Genomic DNA, 16,823 nt, shown 5'->3' on the forward strand with positions numbered 1-16,823 from the left:
GTGCCGTCGCACGGCCGGGGCGGCGCGGAGTCCTGAGCCGCGGTACGGAGCCCGGCGGGCCGCCGTGCGCGATCGCCCCGGCCACGGGCCGGCCCGTTCGCGGGAGCGGTATGACGCCACGGATCCGCTCTCACGGAAAAGGCACGTACGGCCCCTTGCAACCATCGGAAGCCCGCCGGTGTTTTTGTGAGTGATGGACGAGACAGCCGAGCCACTCTGCGAACGCCTGGCGACGGATCTGGACCACGGTTTTACGGAACTGGTCCGGGTCCACGCCTCAGCGGTCCATGCCTTCTTGCTCCGGATGACGGGAAACGCCGCGGAGACGGACGACCTGGGCCAGGAGACATTCCTGCGTGCCTATACGGCACTGCAGGGGTACTCCGCGGAACGGCGCCGTGCGCTGCGTCCCCGTGCGTGGCTGATGACGATCGCCGCGAACGTGTGGCGCAACCATGTGCGCTCCTGCGTCCGCCGGCCGGTCGCCACCGCTCGTGTGGAGGACGCCTGCGAGAGCTGGCCTGCCGAAGGGCCGGGTCCGCAGGAGCGGGTGGACACGGCCGCCGACCGGGCGCTGCTGGTCGCGGCGCTCGCTCGATTACCCGAGCGGGCCCGGGAGGCGGTGGTGCTGCGGCATGTGGTCGGGATGAGCTACGCCGAAGTGGCCGCGGTGCAGCGATCCCCGGTCGGTACGGTCAAGGCCCAGGTGTCGAGAGGGCTCGGCACACTGCGTGAATTGCTGGAACCAGAAGTCGCGTTGCTGAGGGAGGTGACGATGTGAACCGAGAGGGGAAATGGCCCATGCAGCCGGAGGGCGGTGTGGAGGGCGCCCTGGCGGGCCTTGCGGGTCCCGCTCCGGGGGACTTCGCGGCGCGGGTGCTGCAACGGGTCGGAATCCCGAGGGACCGGTACGACATGTATCTGCACCTCGACGCGCCCGCCGGCGGGCTGTACGTCGCGTACGGGGCGCAAGCCGTGACCGGAGCCGCACTGGGCAGCACGCTGCCCGGCCCCCAGGCGTTCGAGGAGGCGCACCTCGCCCGCACCGGACGAAGCGCGATTCCTACGACGCGGCCCCTGCCGGGGCTACGGACCGCGCTGCGCACGGGGCGCACAAAGAGTCTGCCGATCGATCTGCCGGAGCTCACCGAAGCCGAGCGGGCCGCGCTCGATGCGGTACGCACCATTCCACGGGGGCAGCTGCGGCCGCTCGCCTGGGTCGCGCGGGAGGCCGCGCTGCCCGCCGATGCCGCCGTCATCGAGGCGTTGGGAAGCAATCCGGTGCCGCTGCTGATCCCCTGCCACCGCGTGACGTTCGACAATGGCGGCCCCTGCGATCTGCGGTACGGACCCATGGTGGGCGCGCTGCTGCGCGGCGCCGAGGGTATCGACGACGAGCTGGTGGGGCTGTCCCGTTCGGGGACGGTGTTCCTCGGCAGCGACACCACACGTATCTACTGCCATCCGACCTGTGCCCATGCACGGCGGATCACCGCGCCGCACCAGGTGCCGTTCCGCTCGGCGCGAGCCGCACGCGCGGCGGGTTACCGCGCCTGCAAGAGCTGCCGGCCCATAGCGGCGTGAGGCGGCGCGGCGGAAGGAGATCCGCCGCGGAGTGAGGCCTGTTACGGCGTGAGGTCCCTCGCGCCGGGTGGGAACCAGCGGCGTGTCAGGAGCCGCGGAACAAGGGACATCCAGTCATGTCACTCAGCGGGGAGGAAGACGTCATGCATGCCAAGAGCCGGGGCGCCGTGCCCGAAGCGGTGGGCGCAGTGGTCGTCGCGGAACACCACACACCGATCGGCCGCCTGGCGCTCGCCGCCACGGATGAAGCGCTGCTGTACTGCGGCTTCTTCCCGCCGGAGACGGTACGACAGCGGCTGACGGCGGGTGCGCGGGAGTGTCTGGACGAAGCCGCGGCCAGCCCGGACCAGTTGGGGGTGATGAGCGAGGCGCGCGGTCAGCTCGACGACTTCCTCGCGGGGAAGCGGCGCGCGTTCTCCCTGCCGCTGGATCCGAGCCTGGCGACACCCTTCAGCAAGCAGGTGGTGCTGGCGGTCGCGGAGCACGTTCCGTACGGGGGGACGGCCACCTACGGTGAGCTCGCCGCGGCGGTGCACCGTCCCGGCTCCGCGCGGGCGGTGGGCAAGGCGCTGGGAGCGAACCCGCTGTGTGTCGTGCTGCCCTGCCACCGTGTCGTGGGTGCCTCGGGCCGGCCCACGGGCTACGCGGGCGGTGTGCAGGCCAAGCGTTTTCTGCTCGCCCTGGAATGTCAGGGCTGAGCCGGTGATGCGCGAGCTCATCCGCCGAGGCCCAGGCGTACGGCGAAGCCGATGAACACCGTCCCCACGACGGCCTCGACGACGCGCGCCGCTCCGGCGCCCGCCTCGGGCCGGCGCGCGGCCACCCAGCGGCGCAGCAGATATACGGCACCGCTCAGCAGGGCCAGCCACAGCGCCGCCAGCGACAGATGGACGGCGGCCAGCACCGCCATCGTGCGCGCCGGGGGATCACCGGGCGGCACGAACTGCGGCAGGAATGCGAGCAGGAACAGCCCGACCTTGGGGTTGGCGCCGGTGCAGAGCAGCCCCCGCAGCCAGCAGCGCCGCAGGGACACCGGGGGCGGCTCCGCGCGGTCGGGGCCCGGGCCCGGCGCGTCCGGCGGGAGCGGGCGGCGCAGCGCGGACCGCAGGGCCCGTAGGCCCCACAGCAGCATGACGGCCGCGCCGCACCAGCGGATGGCGGTGAACAGCTCGGGCCGGCCGGCGAGGACGACGGACACTCCGCTGATGGCGAGCGTCGCATGGGCGGCTCCCGCCGTGAGCATGCCGACGGCCGCGGCGAGCGCGGGGGCGCGCCGTCCGGTGCGCAGCACCAGCTGGGTGACCAGCGCGGCGTCGGGCCCCGGAGTCGTGATCACCAGAAGGGAGCTGCCCAGGAACCACCCGCTGATCATGGGTGGCTCCGGCGGCGCCCGGTGGCGGTCGCCCTTGGGGACGGTGGGCTCATGCCGCGTCCTCGTCGGGTTCCACGGTCAGCAGCGACTCGATCCGGCGGACTTCCGCATGATCGGCGTCGAGCTGCTCCGGGTCCTCGTGGGCGAGGACGACGAAGCCCAGCGAGAGCGTGCCCAGGAGGTCCTTGGTCGGGGCGATCCGGTCGCCGTTGCGCACCGGCACGGCGGAGACGTGATGGCTCTTCACCTCCCTTATGGCGTCGAGGACTTCGGCGTTGCGCACCACTCCGGAGGACCGGCTGATCAGGAACACCACGCGGACCCGTCGGCGCAGCTCGTAGCCGGACGGCAGGGTGCGGGTGCCGGTGAAGTACGCCACGGCCCGGTCGACCTGGCTGTCGCCGGTCGCGGCGCGGCAGAAGCGGGGGTGGCCGCCGCCGTGCGGGCGGGCATTGACCTCGATCAGCCGCGGCCCGTCGGCGGTCATCATCACCTCGACATGCGCGGCGCCCCACCGGAAGCCGACCGCGTCCAGCACACCGCGGGTGTACCGGACCAGTTCCGGGACCTCGGGGCGGTCCTCGGGGACCCAGTCCATGGATTCGTACACCGCCATCTGCCCGCCGCTGTCGACCTTGCGGTAGCGGCACACGTCCGTGACGGTGTGGCTGCCCGCGTGGCTGAAGACGTCCACGACGTATTCGGTGCCGATCGCGTACTCCTGCACGAGCATCTGGTCGTTGCGGATTCCCCATTGGTTGAGCTGCCCGAGCTGGGCCTCGAATTCCTGGCGCCAGTGGTGCCCGCCGGCGATGCGGGTCACGCCGTCGGTGCTGGCGCTCTTCGGCGGCTTGATCACGAGGTCGTGGCCGGTCAGATGCGCCGTGTCGAGCCAGGCCGCGACCTCGTCCGGATCGTCGGTGCACAGCTGCCGGATCACGGGCAGCCCGGCGGCGGAGACGGCCTGCGCCATGGCGTACTTGTGGCGCCGGGCAGCCGCGAGTTCGGGGATGTTCGCCACATCGGGCACGACCTGGGCCGCCAGCCGGTCGGCGAGTTCCACGCCGATCTCGGCGCCCGGCAGTATGCAGCGTGGCCGCAGCGCCCGCAGCCGTTCCACGAGCGGGGCCTCGTCGCCGGTCAGCGTCAGGATCTCGTCGAAGTCCGCCGGCTGGAAGGACCCGGCGTAGGCCTGGGGGATCTCCGGATACGAGACGACCCCCACCGTCGGCACGCCCGCGGCGCGGAAGGCGGGTGCGTAGAGGCCACCGGAGGAGAAGGGATCGACGATGACGGCGGGACTGCCGGGAGGATGGGGAGGCACAGCTGGTGTTCCTTGTCCGCTCGGTGGGTGATGGGCTCGCGGTGTGCGGTCGGCCGGCGGCGGCCGGGACCGGAGGGCCCCGGCCGCACTGCGCGGTCAGCCCGCCAGGTCCGCCGACAGCGGCCGGTGTCCGATGCTGACCTCGGCCTCGGGCAGGCCGGGGAAGACCGCGGTGACGATGTCGCCGCTGCGTACGGCGGGGATCTCCTGCCGCAGCCGGGTCAGCGACGTCTTGCGCTCGTGCCACGGGCACACCAGCCGGTTGCCCTCGGGGGCCAGTTCGGCCAGGTGCAGCGGACCGCCGCGGTGCGGGCAGCGGGCCCGCATCACGAAGGAGCCCTCATCGGTCCGCGCATACACATACGGCTCGCCGGCCACGACCGCGCAGTTGTTCCGGCCGGCCACGGAGAACGTCACTACATGCACTTCTTGTAGTCCCCCACCGAGTGGATCTGGTAGACGCATTCGTCGGATTCGATGATCGCTCCGTGCAGCCGGTTGCGCTGGATGACGGTGCCCTCGCCGGCTTCGAGGATCTGGTGCGAGTCGAAGCCGGAGACGAACTTCATCGTCCCGGACACGATGTGGCACAGCTCGTCGCCGTCGTGGCAGTGGGTGTTGGACAGTTCGCCGTACGGCTCGACGATGTCGGCGACCGGGGCGGTGACGCGGCCGCTGGAGAGGGCGTCCCACACCGGCGCGTGCAGCTTCTTGAACTCGGGGCCGTTGTCCATCCAGGCGATCTGGGTGGCGAAGTCCTCGTCGGCGAGATCCTGGATGCGGCGGTACTCCTCGATGCCGCGGACGATCTCCGGGATGATCTGTTCGCCGTGCTCGGCGACGAGCGGGCGGATCAGCTTCTCCAGGGCCATCCGGCCGTGGTGCTGGTCGATGTGGACGTGTTCGGTGAAGTACTGGGCATCGACGCGGTCGCCGAAGACGTCCTTGAGCAGGGCGGTGGCCCGGCGGCAGAAGTCCACCAGCGTGGCCTCGGTGTAGTAGAGCGCGCCCACGTAGCGGAAGAACAGTTCGTGGTTCTTGCCCAGGTAGTGGAAGTAATTGTTCATCAGCAGGCTGCTGTTGAGGTAGTACTGCCAGTACCGGTGGACGTCGGTCTCGAGCCCGACCGACTCCAGGGTGCGCTCGAAGAGCTGGCTGTGCTTGGTGTCGTGGACCCCGTAGCCGTACTCGTCAATGACGATCTTGAACCACTCGGACTGGGCTGCGCCGTAGTAGCCGAGCACATTGCGGATCATCGGCGAGGCCTCGGAGAGGAAGTCCGGGGCGAACTGGATGAGCCACATGCGGGCCGCGCGCTCGCGGTCGGTGGAGTTGGCGATGGCCTTCTCGGAGAGGGAGGGGCCGGCCGGTTCATGGGCGTTGAGGGATTCGAGGTAGGTCTCGAGGCTTTCGGCCGTCCAGGTCCCGGAGGTCTCGACCTCCTTGTCGAGGAAGCCGAAGGCGTAGCGCTCCAGTGCGGGCCGGATCATCTCGCCGAGCACCCGGTTGGTCGGGCTGTAGAAGCGCTTGAAGTCCTCCCACTTGCCCGCGCCCTTGAGGCCGCCCTTGGGCAGGAAGACCAGATCGGCCTCGTAGATGCTGGTGAGCAGGCGCTGCACGGCGAGGCTGCTGTAGTCCAGTATCTCGTCGCGGCCCGGGACCCGGTCGAGGTCCAGATGCCGCAGCACCTGCGGGCGCAGCTGGCGGCGGTAGGGGTTGTCGTCGTTCTGCCACTCCTCGTTGTCAAGGTAGATGGGGTTGCTGGCGTAACGGACCACCGCGTCGCGCAGTTCCTGGCCGTGCAGCTCGAAGGGTTCGTAGGGGAACGGAGTGTGGCTCATCGGATCAGGTCGGCCTTCCTGTGAGGTGGGTGCGGTTGCTCAGCGTGCGGAGAGGCTGTAGTCCGTCCAGTGCAGCTCCACGTCCAGCCGCTCTCCCGGGCTGACCGGGATGGGCTTGTCGAACGGGATGAGGGCCTGCATCCAGTGGGACCCGACATTGTCGGGCGAGTTGCGCAGTACGACTCCGGACCCGAGGTCCAGTTCGAACCAGGCGACCAGCGCGGTGGCCTGCCCGGCGGCGGTGGCGGGCACCGGGATCACCCGGCTGCCGGCCTCCAGCGGGCCGGTGAGCAGATCGAAGTCGAGGAGTTCGACGGGTCCGGAGAGGATCTCGTGCGGCCAGGTGTGCAGCCGTACGGGGAAGTGTCCGCGGGTGGACGCCGCGTTCATCAGCGATACGTCGAATCCGCCGGCGTTGCTCACCCGGTTGAGGCCGTCCGCCACCTCGCTGTGGATGAGCTGGCCGTACACCCGTGCCGCGCCCGGGATGAGGATGCCGCCCGGGGCGAGGAGGTGGGTGCGGGCGTGGCGCATCGTGGGCAGCAGCCCTTCGCCGATCAGTCCGCAGTCGACGATCTCGGAGATGAGGACGTCGACCGGGCGTTCCAGGTCACTGCCCATCTCGAGGTGGGTGGAGCGCTTGTTGACGACGGTGATGACGTCGGACATGCCGTGCTCGGCGATGATCTGACGGGCGATCTCGGCGAGCAGCGGGTTCTCTTCGCAGGTGATGACGCGTCCGGCGCCGGCTCGCGCGGCGGCCATGGCGAGCAGGCCAGTGCCGGTGCCGATGTCCAGGACGTGGGAGCCGGCCGGGATGCGGCGCTCCAGCGCCACGATGAGGGCATCGTTGCGTTCGGTGTCGTTGAGCATGGCGAAGTGCCAGCGCGGGATCGTCCGGGCAGCGATCTCGGCGAAGGCCGCGGAGTGCGGGGACAGGCTTTCGCGGGGCCGGGCCATGGCATCGACCGTGGCGGTCACCAGCCGGTTCAGCTCCTGCGCCTGGGTCTGCAGCGAGGCGAGCGCGAGACGCAGCCCCGGAGACGCGTCGAGATCGAGCGCGGTGAATTCCTCGTCCCGGAATTCGGTATTCCCGTTGGTCAGGGAGTTGGCGGAAATACTCATGGCAGTGTCTGCACACTCCTCCGGAATGAATTTCCGAATTGACGGCCGCTGAGGTATGTATTGCCCATGGAGGGCGAAGCGGGTCGTTCTCATCCTCAGGACACCATCCGCCGCGGGGGCCGGGCAAGGAACCTCTCGGAGTGCGGTCCTACTGCGGTACTTGGAGATTTCATGAAGGGTCGGCGGTGGGGTTTTGATGGCACCTTCCGCCGGTTACTGACGCGCCCCTGACAGTTCACCGATTGCTCATGCACAATCCGGTGTCCGGGTCGCCGCAAAAGGAATAGGGAGCCTTCGGAGTTCGGGCAGGCGTCATCCCGGCGCGGCGCCACGGGCGTCGAACCGGGATGACGGGCAGGCGAATGCGCCCGTGCGGAGACGTGCGTGCGCCGGGTGCGGGCCGGCCGTTGTCAGGCTGCCCGGCCCAGGGCCACCGTGTGGGCGGCCATGGCCAGGAGGGAGAGCGTGATGTGCCGGTACCAGGCGGTCCAGGTGCGGATCTCGTGCCGGTCGAGTCCGGTGTGCAGCCGGGCCTCGTCCAGGTGGCGCCGCGCATGGCAGCGGGCCGCGGCGGCGGTGACCATGGTGTGGCCGTTGGTGCCCCGGGGCGCGTGCACCAGATAGCAGTCGGTCCGCGGCGCGTCGGGCCGGCGGTGCAGCAGCAGCGAGCGGGTGAATCCTTCGCAGAGGGGCGCCGCGGGGCCCCAGTGCGAGGTGTTCGGCACGGTCAGCCGCGCCCATCTGCCGGGGATGGTGCCGGGTTCGCCCGGGACTCCGGGGGACGGCCACCAGCGCTGCTTCGGGATGGCGGCGGCGGCCGAAGCGGCGCCGAGCCGCCTGGCCGGCACGGCGAAGACATAGCCGATGCCGCGCTCCTCCAGCCAGCCGCGCAGCGTCTCGTCCTGGCCGTAGTCCTGACCTCCGCACACCCACCGGAAGGGGATGGATGCGTCCATGGCGCGCTCGATCATCGTCCGGGCCAGCTCGGGTTTGGTCCGGTACGCGAGGCGCTCCTCGGGTACGCCCGCCTTGATGCATCGCTGCGGGTCGTCGGTCCAGGCTTCCGGCAGCAGCAGTTCACGGTCCATCAGGGCGCGGCCGTGCGGGGAGATATAGGCGGTCATGACGGCGGTCTGGCAGTTTTCGACGCGGCGGGTGAGCTCGGTGTACTGGCGGGCCGCGGCGACGGTCTTGGCTCCTTTCTTCAGGGCGTCGGTCTGTCCGAGGACGAGCGTGGCGTCGGGATGGCCCAGGTTTTCGGCGAGATAGCCGCGGACGGTGTCCTGGACGGCGTCGGCGTCCCATCGGGCGCGCGTGAGCAGGCGCTGCATCCGCCAGGGTGACGAGTCCCCGACCCGTTGGGCGAGCTGCCAGGTGTTGCTGCGGCCGCCGTCGGCGAGCAGGCCCAGGGCGTACTGCATCGCCTGCGCGCGTGGTTCCGGGCGGGCGAAGAGCGGGCCGATCCGTTCCCCCAGTTCGGCGAGGACCTTCGTCAGTTGGGCGTCGTCGGCACGGGGCGCAGGCCTTGCGCCCGCGGCGGGCGGTTCCCAGCCGCTGTCCGGCGGCGGTGGCGGTATATGGACGCCGTCCGTCTCGCCGGATGCCGGGTTCCGGGCGCTCTCCGCGGTCGGTGATGCGTCCGGCGACGCGGTCGGCAAGGCCTTCGGTGATGGGGTCGATAACGCAATGTCCGTCGGTCTGGTAGCGCACTCGGTAACGATCACTAGAGCTCCTCCGTCGGGCGCACGGCCACATGGCCGCGTGCCTGCTCTGGCGCGGTACGTGCTTCATTCCAGGTGGGATGAATAATGCTCAGAGGGCAGCAAGAAAACGGACAGATGCCTTCCGGTATCTGCGAGCGCGCATATGCATTCGCCCGAATCCCGGTTGCTCCGGCTCGGTCACGTCGTGAACCCCCCGCTACTTCGCATGGTCCGGCCGGCGGCAGAAACAAACTTTTCAGTCAGTTTGTTTACCGATCGCACGAAGGCGCCCCCTGCGCACTTTCCGGACCAACCCCAGCGAACCCCACGGGCCGAAGACTCGGCAACTAAAAGCTAACCCAATGGAACGTAAAGCGTTCACCATGGAAAGAGATCTTTGGTGGCAAGCTGGTACAGCGTACGTGCAGGTGGACGGCCCTCTGGTTGCCGAACGGACCGAGAAGTGCCCGGATCGGAGAAATGATCAGGTCGGGCGGTTTGACTCGAATGCCGTTCCTGAAGCGGGCCTTCCGCAACCTTCCGGCGCTCCGCGGTGTTCCATAGGGGTAGGGCGGAGAATTGACGGCAAAGATCGGCGGTACGGCATGCGGGATCCGACCTCAGGAAACACCGCGGAAAGGCCATTCCGGATGACGCCGGAAGCCGCCGTCGAGGCGGATGCAATCCGGCCATATCCCACGGGGCTCGGTTAGGGGAATCGGGCGGGGCCATGGAAAACCCGGCCCCCGGAGGACAGATGCCGTCCGGAGGCCGGGAGATGGCGCCGGGTATCAGACCGGCTGATGACTCGCCAGGGAGCTCTCGACGTCATAGCCGTGGAGCCAGTCCTGCCGGTCCGGCGCGGGAGTGCCCATCGCCGCGTCGCGCTTACGCTGCGCATCGCCGTCCGCCAGATGGAACGCCGTGCTGTTGCCCCGGGAACGCTCCTGCACCAGCGTGGTCCGCGGTCGGCGCAGCGACTCATAGCGCTGCAGTGCCGCGGGGAGGTCCCCGGGGGCGGCGTCGCGCAGACAGGCCGCCAGCGCCACCGCGTCCTCGATGGCCTGGTTGGCGCCCTGGCCCAGGAACGGCAGCATCGGATGCGCCGAATCGCCCAGCAGCGTGACCCGCCCGGTGCTCCACCGCTCGATCGGGTCGCGATCGTGCAGCGCCCACAGGCTCACCTGGTCCGCCGCGGCGATGACCGAAGTGACGTCCTCGCACCACCCCTCGTAGGCCGCGGCCACGTCCGTCACCCGGCCCCGGCGTGACCACGACTCCGCCTCGGAGCCGCTGGTGGGCACCGTCGCCACGAAGTTGACCAGCCGCCCGCCCGAGACCGGATAGCAGACGAAGTGCCGCCCCGGACCCAGCCACAGCTGCACCCGCGGCTCCGCCACCAGGGCGGGTATCCGCCGGCTGTCGACCAGCCCCCGGTAGACGGACTGTCCGGAGAACCGCGGCCGGTCGGCCACCAGGGCCTGGCGCAGCACGGAATGGATACCGTCCGCGCCGACGACGACGTCCGCCACGGCCTCCGAGCCGTCCGCGAACCGCAGCACGACCTCGTCCGCGCCCTCCTCCGCCATGGTGCACCGGGCGTTCAGCCGCACCATGTCCGGCGGCAGCGCGTCGACCAGCGCCTGGTGGAGATCGGCGCGGTGCATCGCGTAGTACGGCGCGCCGTACCGCTTCTCGCAGTGCTCCCCCAGGAGCCCACGGCTGATCACCGAACCGTCCGCCCAGCGGCGGAACTCCATGGCCTCCGGTGTCACCGCCGACTTCCGCAGCGCGGGCTCCAGCCCGAGACGATGCAGCAGCCTGGTCGCGCTCGGCGCCAGCTGGAGCCCCGCTCCCACCTCCCCCAACCGGGGCGCCTGCTCATGGACCTGGCACTCCAGCCCGGCCCGGTGCAGCGCGAGCGCGAGCGTCAGACCCGCCAGCCCTCCTCCGACCACAGCGATGCGTGGTGGCGTGTCCTTCCTCATCGGCCCCTCCTCTACGGCGCGGTGCCCGTGCAGGCACTCTCATCCGCAGAACACCGGAGAGCGCAACTCAGTTGCGTTTTCGGGGAAATTGACCTTCCCCGGCCGGCGAAGTACCGCTGTAGCCGCCGACTTCCTCCCCATTCGGCGCCGGAGCCCTTGAGGATGTTGCTCAGGACGCCGCCGGGCCCTAAGAATCTGTATCCGGCGGGAACGCACACGGGCTGAAGCCGGAGCGCTCGAAAAATCTTTCACCCGGCCTGGTTCGGCCCGTTACCCAAGAGTTCATCATTCTCCGGGTCTTTATCAATCCGCAGTTTCGACTGACGGTTCCCGTATCACCCGTGCTTACGGAGGGTGCTGTGCCCCTACTACCCCTGAGCGGAAAATCGCTGCGCCTTACCCGGCTTTCCAGGCCCGGCGACGGAAAATTTCTCATCGTACCCATGGACCATTCCGTGGCCGACGGCCCCATTGCCGACGCCGCGGGGTTCAGCCGGATCGTCGGTGACGTCGTGACCGCCGGTGCCGACGCCATCGTCGTGCACAAGGGGCGCGCCCGCACCATCGAACCGGGTCTGCTGAACGGCGCCGCCCTGATCGTCCACCTCAGTGCCAGTACTCCCCACGCGCCCGACGGCGACGCCAAGGTCCTCGTCGGCGGCGTCGAGGAAGCCGTACGCGCCGGGGCGGATGCGGTCAGCGTGCATATCAACATCGGCTCGGACACCGAGAAACGCCAGCTCGCCGACCTCGGCGCGATCGCGGCGGGCTGCGAGCGGTGGGGGATGCCGCTGCTGGCGATGATGTACGCACGCGGGCCGCGCATCCAGGACCCCCGCGACCCCGCACTCCTCGCGCATGTGGTGAGCATCGCCGTCGACCTCGGCGCCGATCTGGTGAAGACCGTCGCCGCGGGCTCGGCGGAGGACATGGCCGGCATCGTCGCCAAGACCCCGGTCCCGGTCGTGGTGGCCGGCGGGTCCGGCGACGGCCGTGGCCTCACCGATTTCGCGAACTTCGCGATGAACGCCGGCTGCCGCGGACTCGCGGTCGGCCGCCGGGTGTTCCTGAGCCCCGACCCGGCGGAGGCGGTACGCACGCTGGCCGCCGCCGTCCATGAACCACGACCGGAAACCGCCCCGAATTCAACCTCCCTACCCGAACTGGCAGGTGCGATGTGAAGTTCGCCTGGATTGACATTCGTTCCGTTTCCGCCGACCAGCGCACGGCGCTGGTCGAGGCGGCCGTGCACGCCCGGATCGACGGCATCGTCGACGACGGACCGGAGATCCTGGCCACCCTCCCCCCGACCGTGCGCAAGGTACTGGTCGCCAAGGGGCCCGGCGACGGGGCCGCCGCGGGCTGGGACGGCTACGACGTACTGCTCACCGACGTCACGGACACCGCCGGCCTCGCCGTGCTGCAGGGCCGTGCCCTCGAGGGCCAGGACTCCGTCGCCGCCCATGTACCGGTCGACGACGATGCCTCGCTCACCCTGGCGTGCTCGGCCGCACGGGCCCTGCCCTACACCGCGGTCACCTTCAAGGACCCCACCAAGATCCCGCTGGAGATCGTGATCGCCGCGGCCGACAAGGCCCCCGGCCAGCTGATCTGCCGGGCGGACTCCCTGGAGGAAGCCAAGATCATCCTCGATGTGCTGGAGAAGGGTTCGGAGGGCATCCTCCTTGCGCCGACCTCCGTCGCCGAGGTGCTGGAGCTCGCCGAGCTCCTCCAGACCGACACCCCGCCGCTGCAGCTGACCGAGCTGACGGTGGAGTCCATCGAGCACAGCGGCCTCGGCGACCGGGTGTGCGTCGACACCTGCAGCTATCTGCACAAGGACGAGGGCATCCTGGTCGGCTCGTACTCCCACGGGTTCATCCTGTGCTCCAGTGAGACGCATCCGCTGCCCTACATGCCGACCCGTCCGTTCCGCGTCAACGCCGGCGCCCTGCAGTCGTATGTGCTCGGCACCGACAACCGCACCAACTACCTGAGCGAACTCGGCGCCGGCGACACCGTTCTGGCCGTCAGCACCACCGGACGCACCCGCCGCGTCGTGGTCGGCCGCGTCAAGCTCGAATCGCGCCCGCTGCTGACCATCAAGACCCGCGCCGAGGACGGCACCCTGGTCAGCCTCGCCGTCCAGGACGACTGGCATGTACGGGTCCTCGGCCCCGGGGACGCGGTGCGCAACGTCACCGAGCTCAAGAAGGGCGAGAAGCTGATGGGCTACCTCGCCACCGACCAGCGCCATGTCGGCTGGCCGGTCGGCGAGTTCTGCGTCGAGAAGTAGGCCAGCGCGCCGGCTCGGGCGCCCACTGTACGGGCCGACTCCCAGGTCCCGTACGGGGGCGTCCGGGCCGGCCGCGCGCGAAGTAGAGGGAAGTCGCACCATGGATGAACTCGCCTATCAGCCGGCCACCCGCCTGGCCGGGATGATCCGCCGCCGTGAACTGTCCCCGGTCGAACTGGTCCAGGCCTGCCTCGACCGCATCGAACGCCGTAACCCCGCCGTCAACGCCTTTGTCACGGTCTGCGCCGACGAGGCCCTGGAGGCCGCCCGCCGCGCGGAGCGCGAGGTGCTCACCGGCGCCCCGCTGCCGCCGCTGCACGGTCTCCCCATCGGAATCAAGGACCTCGACCCGGTGGCGGGCATCCGCACCACGCAGGCGTCGTACGCCTTCCAGGACACGGTGCCCGAGGCGAACGGCGTGAGCGCCGAACGGCTCCAGCAGGCCGGGGCCATCGTCATCGGCAAGACGAACACCCCGGAGTTCGGCCACAAGGCCATCACCGACAGCTTCCTGTTCGGGCCCACCAGCACGCCCTTCGACCTGACCGCCAACGCGGGCGGGTCCTCCGGTGGCGCCGCCGCTGCCGTCGCCGAAGGGCTGGTGCCCCTCGCGCAGGGGTCCGACGCGGGCGGCTCACTGCGCGTCCCGGGGTCCCTGTGCGGGGTGTTCGCCCTGATGGGCACCTTCGGACGGGTGCCCACCGTGGTGCGGCCCAATGCGTTCGGCCTGCTCAACCCCATGGTGTGCTACGGCCCGGTCACCCGCACCGTCGAGGACGGGGTGCTGATGTTCGAGGTGATGGCCGGTCCGCACCCCCGGGACCCCTACTCGCTGCCCGCCGCACCCGAGCGCCTCGCGGACGCGCTGCGGCGCCCGCTGACCGGCCTGCGCGTCGCCTACTCCCCCGACCTCGGCGGCTTCCCCGTCGAACCCGATGTGGCCGCGGTCGTAAGGGAATCGCTCGGGGCGCTCATCGACGACGGCGCCGAGGTCGTCGAGGTCGACATCAAACTCCCGCGCCCCCACCAGGAGTTCACGGCGTTGTGGCGGCGCATGCAGGCCGTCCGCCAGGTCGAGTTCATCACCCGTATGCGGCGCGCCGGCGTGGACGTCCTCGCCCACCGCGACCGCATCGCGCCCACCTACCTGGAGCTCCTGGAGATGGGCGCGCGTCCCTCGGCCGTCGACTACCGCCTCGAGGACGTCCTGCGCAGCGAACTCCTCGACTCGCTGGAGGACGTCTTCGACGAGTACGACCTCATCGTGAGCCCGGTGACGTCGGTGGCACGGATACCCAACGCCGCCGACCGCACCACCGTGGGCCCCTCCCAGGTCGCGGGTCAGAGCGTCAATCCGCTGGTCGGATGGTGTCTGACGGGTCTGTACAACTTCATCGGCAGCCCCGCCGCCACGGTTCCCGCCGGCTTCACCCCGGCCGGGCTCCCGGTCGGTCTCCAGGTCGCCGCCCGGCGCTTCGACGAGCCTCAGGTCGTCGCCGCCTGCGCCGCAGTGGAACGCCGCCGTCCCTGGCACGCGGGCTACGAGCGCCTGGAGCTGCGGCGCGAGCGGGAAGGCTGAGTCACGGTGTCCCTCACTTCCCGTCGGGACACCGACTGGTGGGGCGCCGGACTGCTGGAGACCCGGCCGTCCGACGCCCCATGGGCGATCGCCCGCAGCACGGTCACCTACGGCCAACTGCGCGCCCAGGTCACGTCCTTGCGTCACACCCTGAGGTCGTACGGCATCGGGGCGGGCAACACCGTCGCCCTGCAGGGTGCCCGCAGCTTCACCCAGACGTGGGCGCTGCTCGCTCTGTGGTCGTGCGGCGCCCAGGTGATGCTGATGGGGCCCGGTCTGCGCGGCCGGGAGCTGGGCACCCTGCTGGACCGCTGCCGGCCGCAGTATCACCTCTCCTTCGACGCCCCGGGGTGGGCGGCCGGGACCTTCCACGACGAGTGCGAGGTCCTGGTCCGACGGCTGGTCGGCGGCCGCCCGGCCGAGACCCCGCACTGCCTGGTCCAGTTCACCTCCGGCAGCACCGGCATCGCCAAGGCCATCGGCCGTACGCCCGAGTCCCTCACCACGGAACTCGGGCGCTTCCGTGCGATCGGCGGGATGCCCCACGACGGTGAGAAGGCACTGGTGCTGGCGCCGCCGGAGCATTCCTTCGGCCTCATCGGCGGGCTGCTGCATGCCATGAACACCGGCGCGGTCACCGTCTTCGCCCGGGACACCGGGCCCCGGGCGGTGCTCGAGGCCTGCCGGGCGCATCACGTCGACGCGGTCCTCGGGGCGCCGGGGCACTTCGCGGCCCTCGCGCACCACGACGGCGCACCGCCGCCGCTGCCCCGGTTGCGGGCGGCGGTCTCCGCCGGTGACGTGCTGGAGCGGCAGGTCCCCACGCGCTTCGCCGAGCGTTTCGGGGTGCGGATCGGCCAGGCGTACGGCACGACCGAGACCGGCATCATCGCCGTCGATACGGCCGGGGTGCACGGGCCGGGGACGGTCGGCGTGCCGGCGCCCGGCGTCCGCGTCCGGCTGGTCTCCGGGGAGCTGCAGGTACGGCTGCCCGGCTCGCCGTACCTCGCACCGGAGGAACCGCCCGCGCGGTTCCTCGCGGACGGCGGGCCCGACCCGGGCGGCTGGCTGTGCACCCGTGACCTGGTCGAGGTCGATCCGGCCGGCGGGGCGTTGCGGCTGCTGGGCCGGCTCGACCCGCTCGCCGACCGGAGTGGGCTGACCGCCGACGCCACGCAGCGGCAGGTCACCGACCGTGCCGTCGTCCGGCTTCTCGGCCGCGACGGCTCCCTCGCCCACTGAATCCGATGATCCGGAAGTGCATCCCGGGCCGCCTTTCGGCCCGGGATGCAACCGTTTCCGAACCGGCGGTGTTTCCCCTGTGCATGCCACCGAACCGGACGCTCCGCGTCGCACCGACTCTCTCGCCGAACCCACCCGAGCTGGAGGCCCCATGACCGAGGCAACGATGACCAAGGGAAAGGAAGACGACCCGGAGCGCCCCCGACGTGTCCTGCATGTCCCGGCCGGGGAGGGCCCGACCGTCTGGGTCGACGGCGACACGTACACCATCAAGGCGAGCCATGAGAACACCGGCGGCCGCCTGGCCTTCATGGAGGCCTCCGTACCGCCCGGCTGCGGCCCGGCAGCCCATGTGCACCGGGGCGAGGACGAGGCGTACTACCTGCTCTCCGGTGAACTCGAAGTCCTCGACTCGGGACGTACGTTCACCGCTCAGCAAGGTGACTTCGTCTTCATACCCCGCGGAGTGACCCACCGGTTCAAGAACACCGGCCTGCATGTGGCCAAGATGGTCTTTCTGTTCACCCCCGCCGGATTCGACAAGTTCTTCCTCGAAGCCGGCGATCCCGCCCAGCCCGGAGTACAGCCCCGGCCCTGGCCCCCGGAGCGCTTCCCGCACGTCGCTGAGATAGGCGCGCGCCACGGCTGGGAGCCAGGAGAAGAACCCGCCGGCTGACCCCGGCGCGCCACCGTCCCAGCGCCTTGCGGCCCGAAGGCCGCACACGGACGACACCCCCGCCGGCCCGCGCGCCGCTCGGAAACAGCGCGG

Annotated in this window: 15 protein-coding genes; 8 read left to right on the plus strand and 7 right to left on the minus strand. The window is 70.5% G+C overall.

Annotation, left to right across the window (positions count from 1 at the left end):
- The first annotated feature begins 193 nt into the window (after positions 1 to 193).
- The 3 genes from AC5677_RS06455 to AC5677_RS06465 all read left to right on the plus strand — a co-directional run bounded on the left by AC5677_RS06455 (position 194) and on the right by AC5677_RS06465 (position 2,282).
- Positions 194 to 781 (plus strand): RNA polymerase sigma factor, encoded by a 588-nt coding sequence (locus AC5677_RS06455; protein WP_497194041.1) that lies wholly within the window; start codon positions 194 to 196, stop codon positions 779 to 781.
- Between the two features lie 20 nt (positions 782 to 801).
- Positions 802 to 1,584, plus strand: a complete 783-nt coding sequence (locus AC5677_RS06460; RefSeq protein ID WP_497194042.1) for a methylated-DNA--[protein]-cysteine S-methyltransferase — start codon at positions 802 to 804, stop codon at positions 1,582 to 1,584.
- 143 nt (positions 1,585 to 1,727) lie between these two features.
- A complete protein-coding gene (locus AC5677_RS06465; RefSeq protein ID WP_497194043.1) occupies positions 1,728 to 2,282 on the plus strand; it encodes a methylated-DNA--[protein]-cysteine S-methyltransferase in 555 nt (184 codons plus the stop codon).
- A gap of 17 nt (positions 2,283 to 2,299) precedes the next feature.
- On the opposite strand, the gene AC5677_RS06470 is transcribed toward AC5677_RS06465, so the two are convergent.
- The 7 genes from AC5677_RS06470 to AC5677_RS06500 all read right to left on the minus strand — a co-directional run bounded on the left by AC5677_RS06470 (position 2,300) and on the right by AC5677_RS06500 (position 10,937).
- Positions 2,300 to 2,956, minus strand: coding sequence for a LysE family translocator (locus AC5677_RS06470; RefSeq protein WP_497194044.1), 657 nt, complete (start codon positions 2,954 to 2,956; stop codon positions 2,300 to 2,302).
- 49 nt (positions 2,957 to 3,005) lie between these two features.
- Positions 3,006 to 4,280: an ATP-grasp domain-containing protein gene (locus AC5677_RS06475; protein WP_497194045.1), complete on the minus strand. Its 1,275-nt coding sequence runs from the start codon at positions 4,278 to 4,280 to the stop codon at positions 3,006 to 3,008.
- A 96-nt stretch (positions 4,281 to 4,376) separates the two neighbouring features.
- The gene (locus AC5677_RS06480) at positions 4,377 to 4,697 is read right to left on the minus strand and encodes a Rieske 2Fe-2S domain-containing protein (protein WP_497194046.1); all 321 of its coding nucleotides are present in this window, start codon (positions 4,695 to 4,697) and stop codon (positions 4,377 to 4,379) included.
- A complete protein-coding gene (locus AC5677_RS06485) occupies positions 4,697 to 6,121 on the minus strand; it encodes an iron-containing redox enzyme family protein (RefSeq protein ID WP_497194047.1) in 1,425 nt (474 codons plus the stop codon). The genes AC5677_RS06480 and AC5677_RS06485 overlap by 1 nt, the downstream gene beginning before the upstream one ends.
- 39 nt (positions 6,122 to 6,160) lie before the next feature.
- Entirely contained in the window at positions 6,161 to 7,246 is a 1,086-nt protein-coding gene (locus tag AC5677_RS06490; protein WP_497194048.1) for a 50S ribosomal protein L11 methyltransferase, read from the minus strand.
- A gap of 410 nt (positions 7,247 to 7,656) precedes the next feature.
- Positions 7,657 to 8,721: an IS701 family transposase gene (locus AC5677_RS06495; RefSeq protein ID WP_497196527.1), complete on the minus strand. Its 1,065-nt coding sequence runs from the start codon at positions 8,719 to 8,721 to the stop codon at positions 7,657 to 7,659.
- 1,019 nt (positions 8,722 to 9,740) lie between these two features.
- A complete protein-coding gene (locus AC5677_RS06500) occupies positions 9,741 to 10,937 on the minus strand; it encodes an FAD-dependent monooxygenase (protein ID WP_497194049.1) in 1,197 nt (398 codons plus the stop codon).
- A gap of 359 nt (positions 10,938 to 11,296) precedes the next feature.
- Here AC5677_RS06500 and AC5677_RS06505 point away from each other — a divergent pair, with 359 nt between their 5' ends.
- The 5 genes from AC5677_RS06505 (at position 11,297) to AC5677_RS06525 (ending at position 16,730) form a co-directional block, all read left to right on the plus strand.
- Positions 11,297 to 12,118, plus strand: a complete 822-nt coding sequence (locus tag AC5677_RS06505) for a 2-amino-3,7-dideoxy-D-threo-hept-6-ulosonate synthase (RefSeq protein ID WP_497196528.1) — start codon at positions 11,297 to 11,299, stop codon at positions 12,116 to 12,118.
- Positions 12,115 to 13,233 carry a 3-dehydroquinate synthase II family protein gene (locus AC5677_RS06510; RefSeq protein WP_497194050.1) on the plus strand — a complete coding sequence of 373 codons (1,119 nt, stop codon included), beginning with the start codon at positions 12,115 to 12,117 and terminating at the stop codon, positions 13,231 to 13,233. Before AC5677_RS06505 ends, AC5677_RS06510 begins: the two co-directional genes overlap by 4 nt.
- A gap of 100 nt (positions 13,234 to 13,333) precedes the next feature.
- Positions 13,334 to 14,812: an amidase gene (locus tag AC5677_RS06515; protein ID WP_497194051.1), complete on the plus strand. Its 1,479-nt coding sequence runs from the start codon at positions 13,334 to 13,336 to the stop codon at positions 14,810 to 14,812.
- Positions 14,813 to 14,818: 6 nt separating this feature from the next.
- Positions 14,819 to 16,054, plus strand: a complete 1,236-nt coding sequence (locus tag AC5677_RS06520; protein WP_497194052.1) for a class I adenylate-forming enzyme family protein — start codon at positions 14,819 to 14,821, stop codon at positions 16,052 to 16,054.
- 151 nt (positions 16,055 to 16,205) lie between these two features.
- Positions 16,206 to 16,730: a cupin domain-containing protein gene (locus AC5677_RS06525; protein WP_497194053.1), complete on the plus strand. Its 525-nt coding sequence runs from the start codon at positions 16,206 to 16,208 to the stop codon at positions 16,728 to 16,730.
- Positions 16,731 to 16,823: the final 93 nt, after the last annotated feature.

It is taken from the genome of Streptomyces sp. JLSY215, from assembly GCF_059682825.1.

Coding starts and splice junctions, on each gene's coding strand:
- AC5677_RS06515 (WP_497194051.1), top strand. CDS start 13,334: ATGGATGAACTCGCCTATCAGCCGGCCACCCGCCTGGCCGGGATGATC.
- AC5677_RS06455 (WP_497194041.1), top strand. CDS start 194: ATGGACGAGACAGCCGAGCCACTCTGCGAACGCCTGGCGACGGATCTG.
- AC5677_RS06490 (WP_497194048.1), bottom strand. CDS start 7,246: ATGAGTATTTCCGCCAACTCCCTGACCAACGGGAATACCGAATTCCGG.
- AC5677_RS06470 (WP_497194044.1), bottom strand. CDS start 2,956: ATGATCAGCGGGTGGTTCCTGGGCAGCTCCCTTCTGGTGATCACGACT.
- AC5677_RS06500 (WP_497194049.1), bottom strand. CDS start 10,937: ATGAGGAAGGACACGCCACCACGCATCGCTGTGGTCGGAGGAGGGCTG.
- AC5677_RS06485 (WP_497194047.1), bottom strand. CDS start 6,121: ATGAGCCACACTCCGTTCCCCTACGAACCCTTCGAGCTGCACGGCCAG.
- AC5677_RS06465 (WP_497194043.1), top strand. CDS start 1,728: ATGCATGCCAAGAGCCGGGGCGCCGTGCCCGAAGCGGTGGGCGCAGTG.
- AC5677_RS06525 (WP_497194053.1), top strand. CDS start 16,206: ATGACCGAGGCAACGATGACCAAGGGAAAGGAAGACGACCCGGAGCGC.
- AC5677_RS06460 (WP_497194042.1), top strand. CDS start 802: ATGCAGCCGGAGGGCGGTGTGGAGGGCGCCCTGGCGGGCCTTGCGGGT.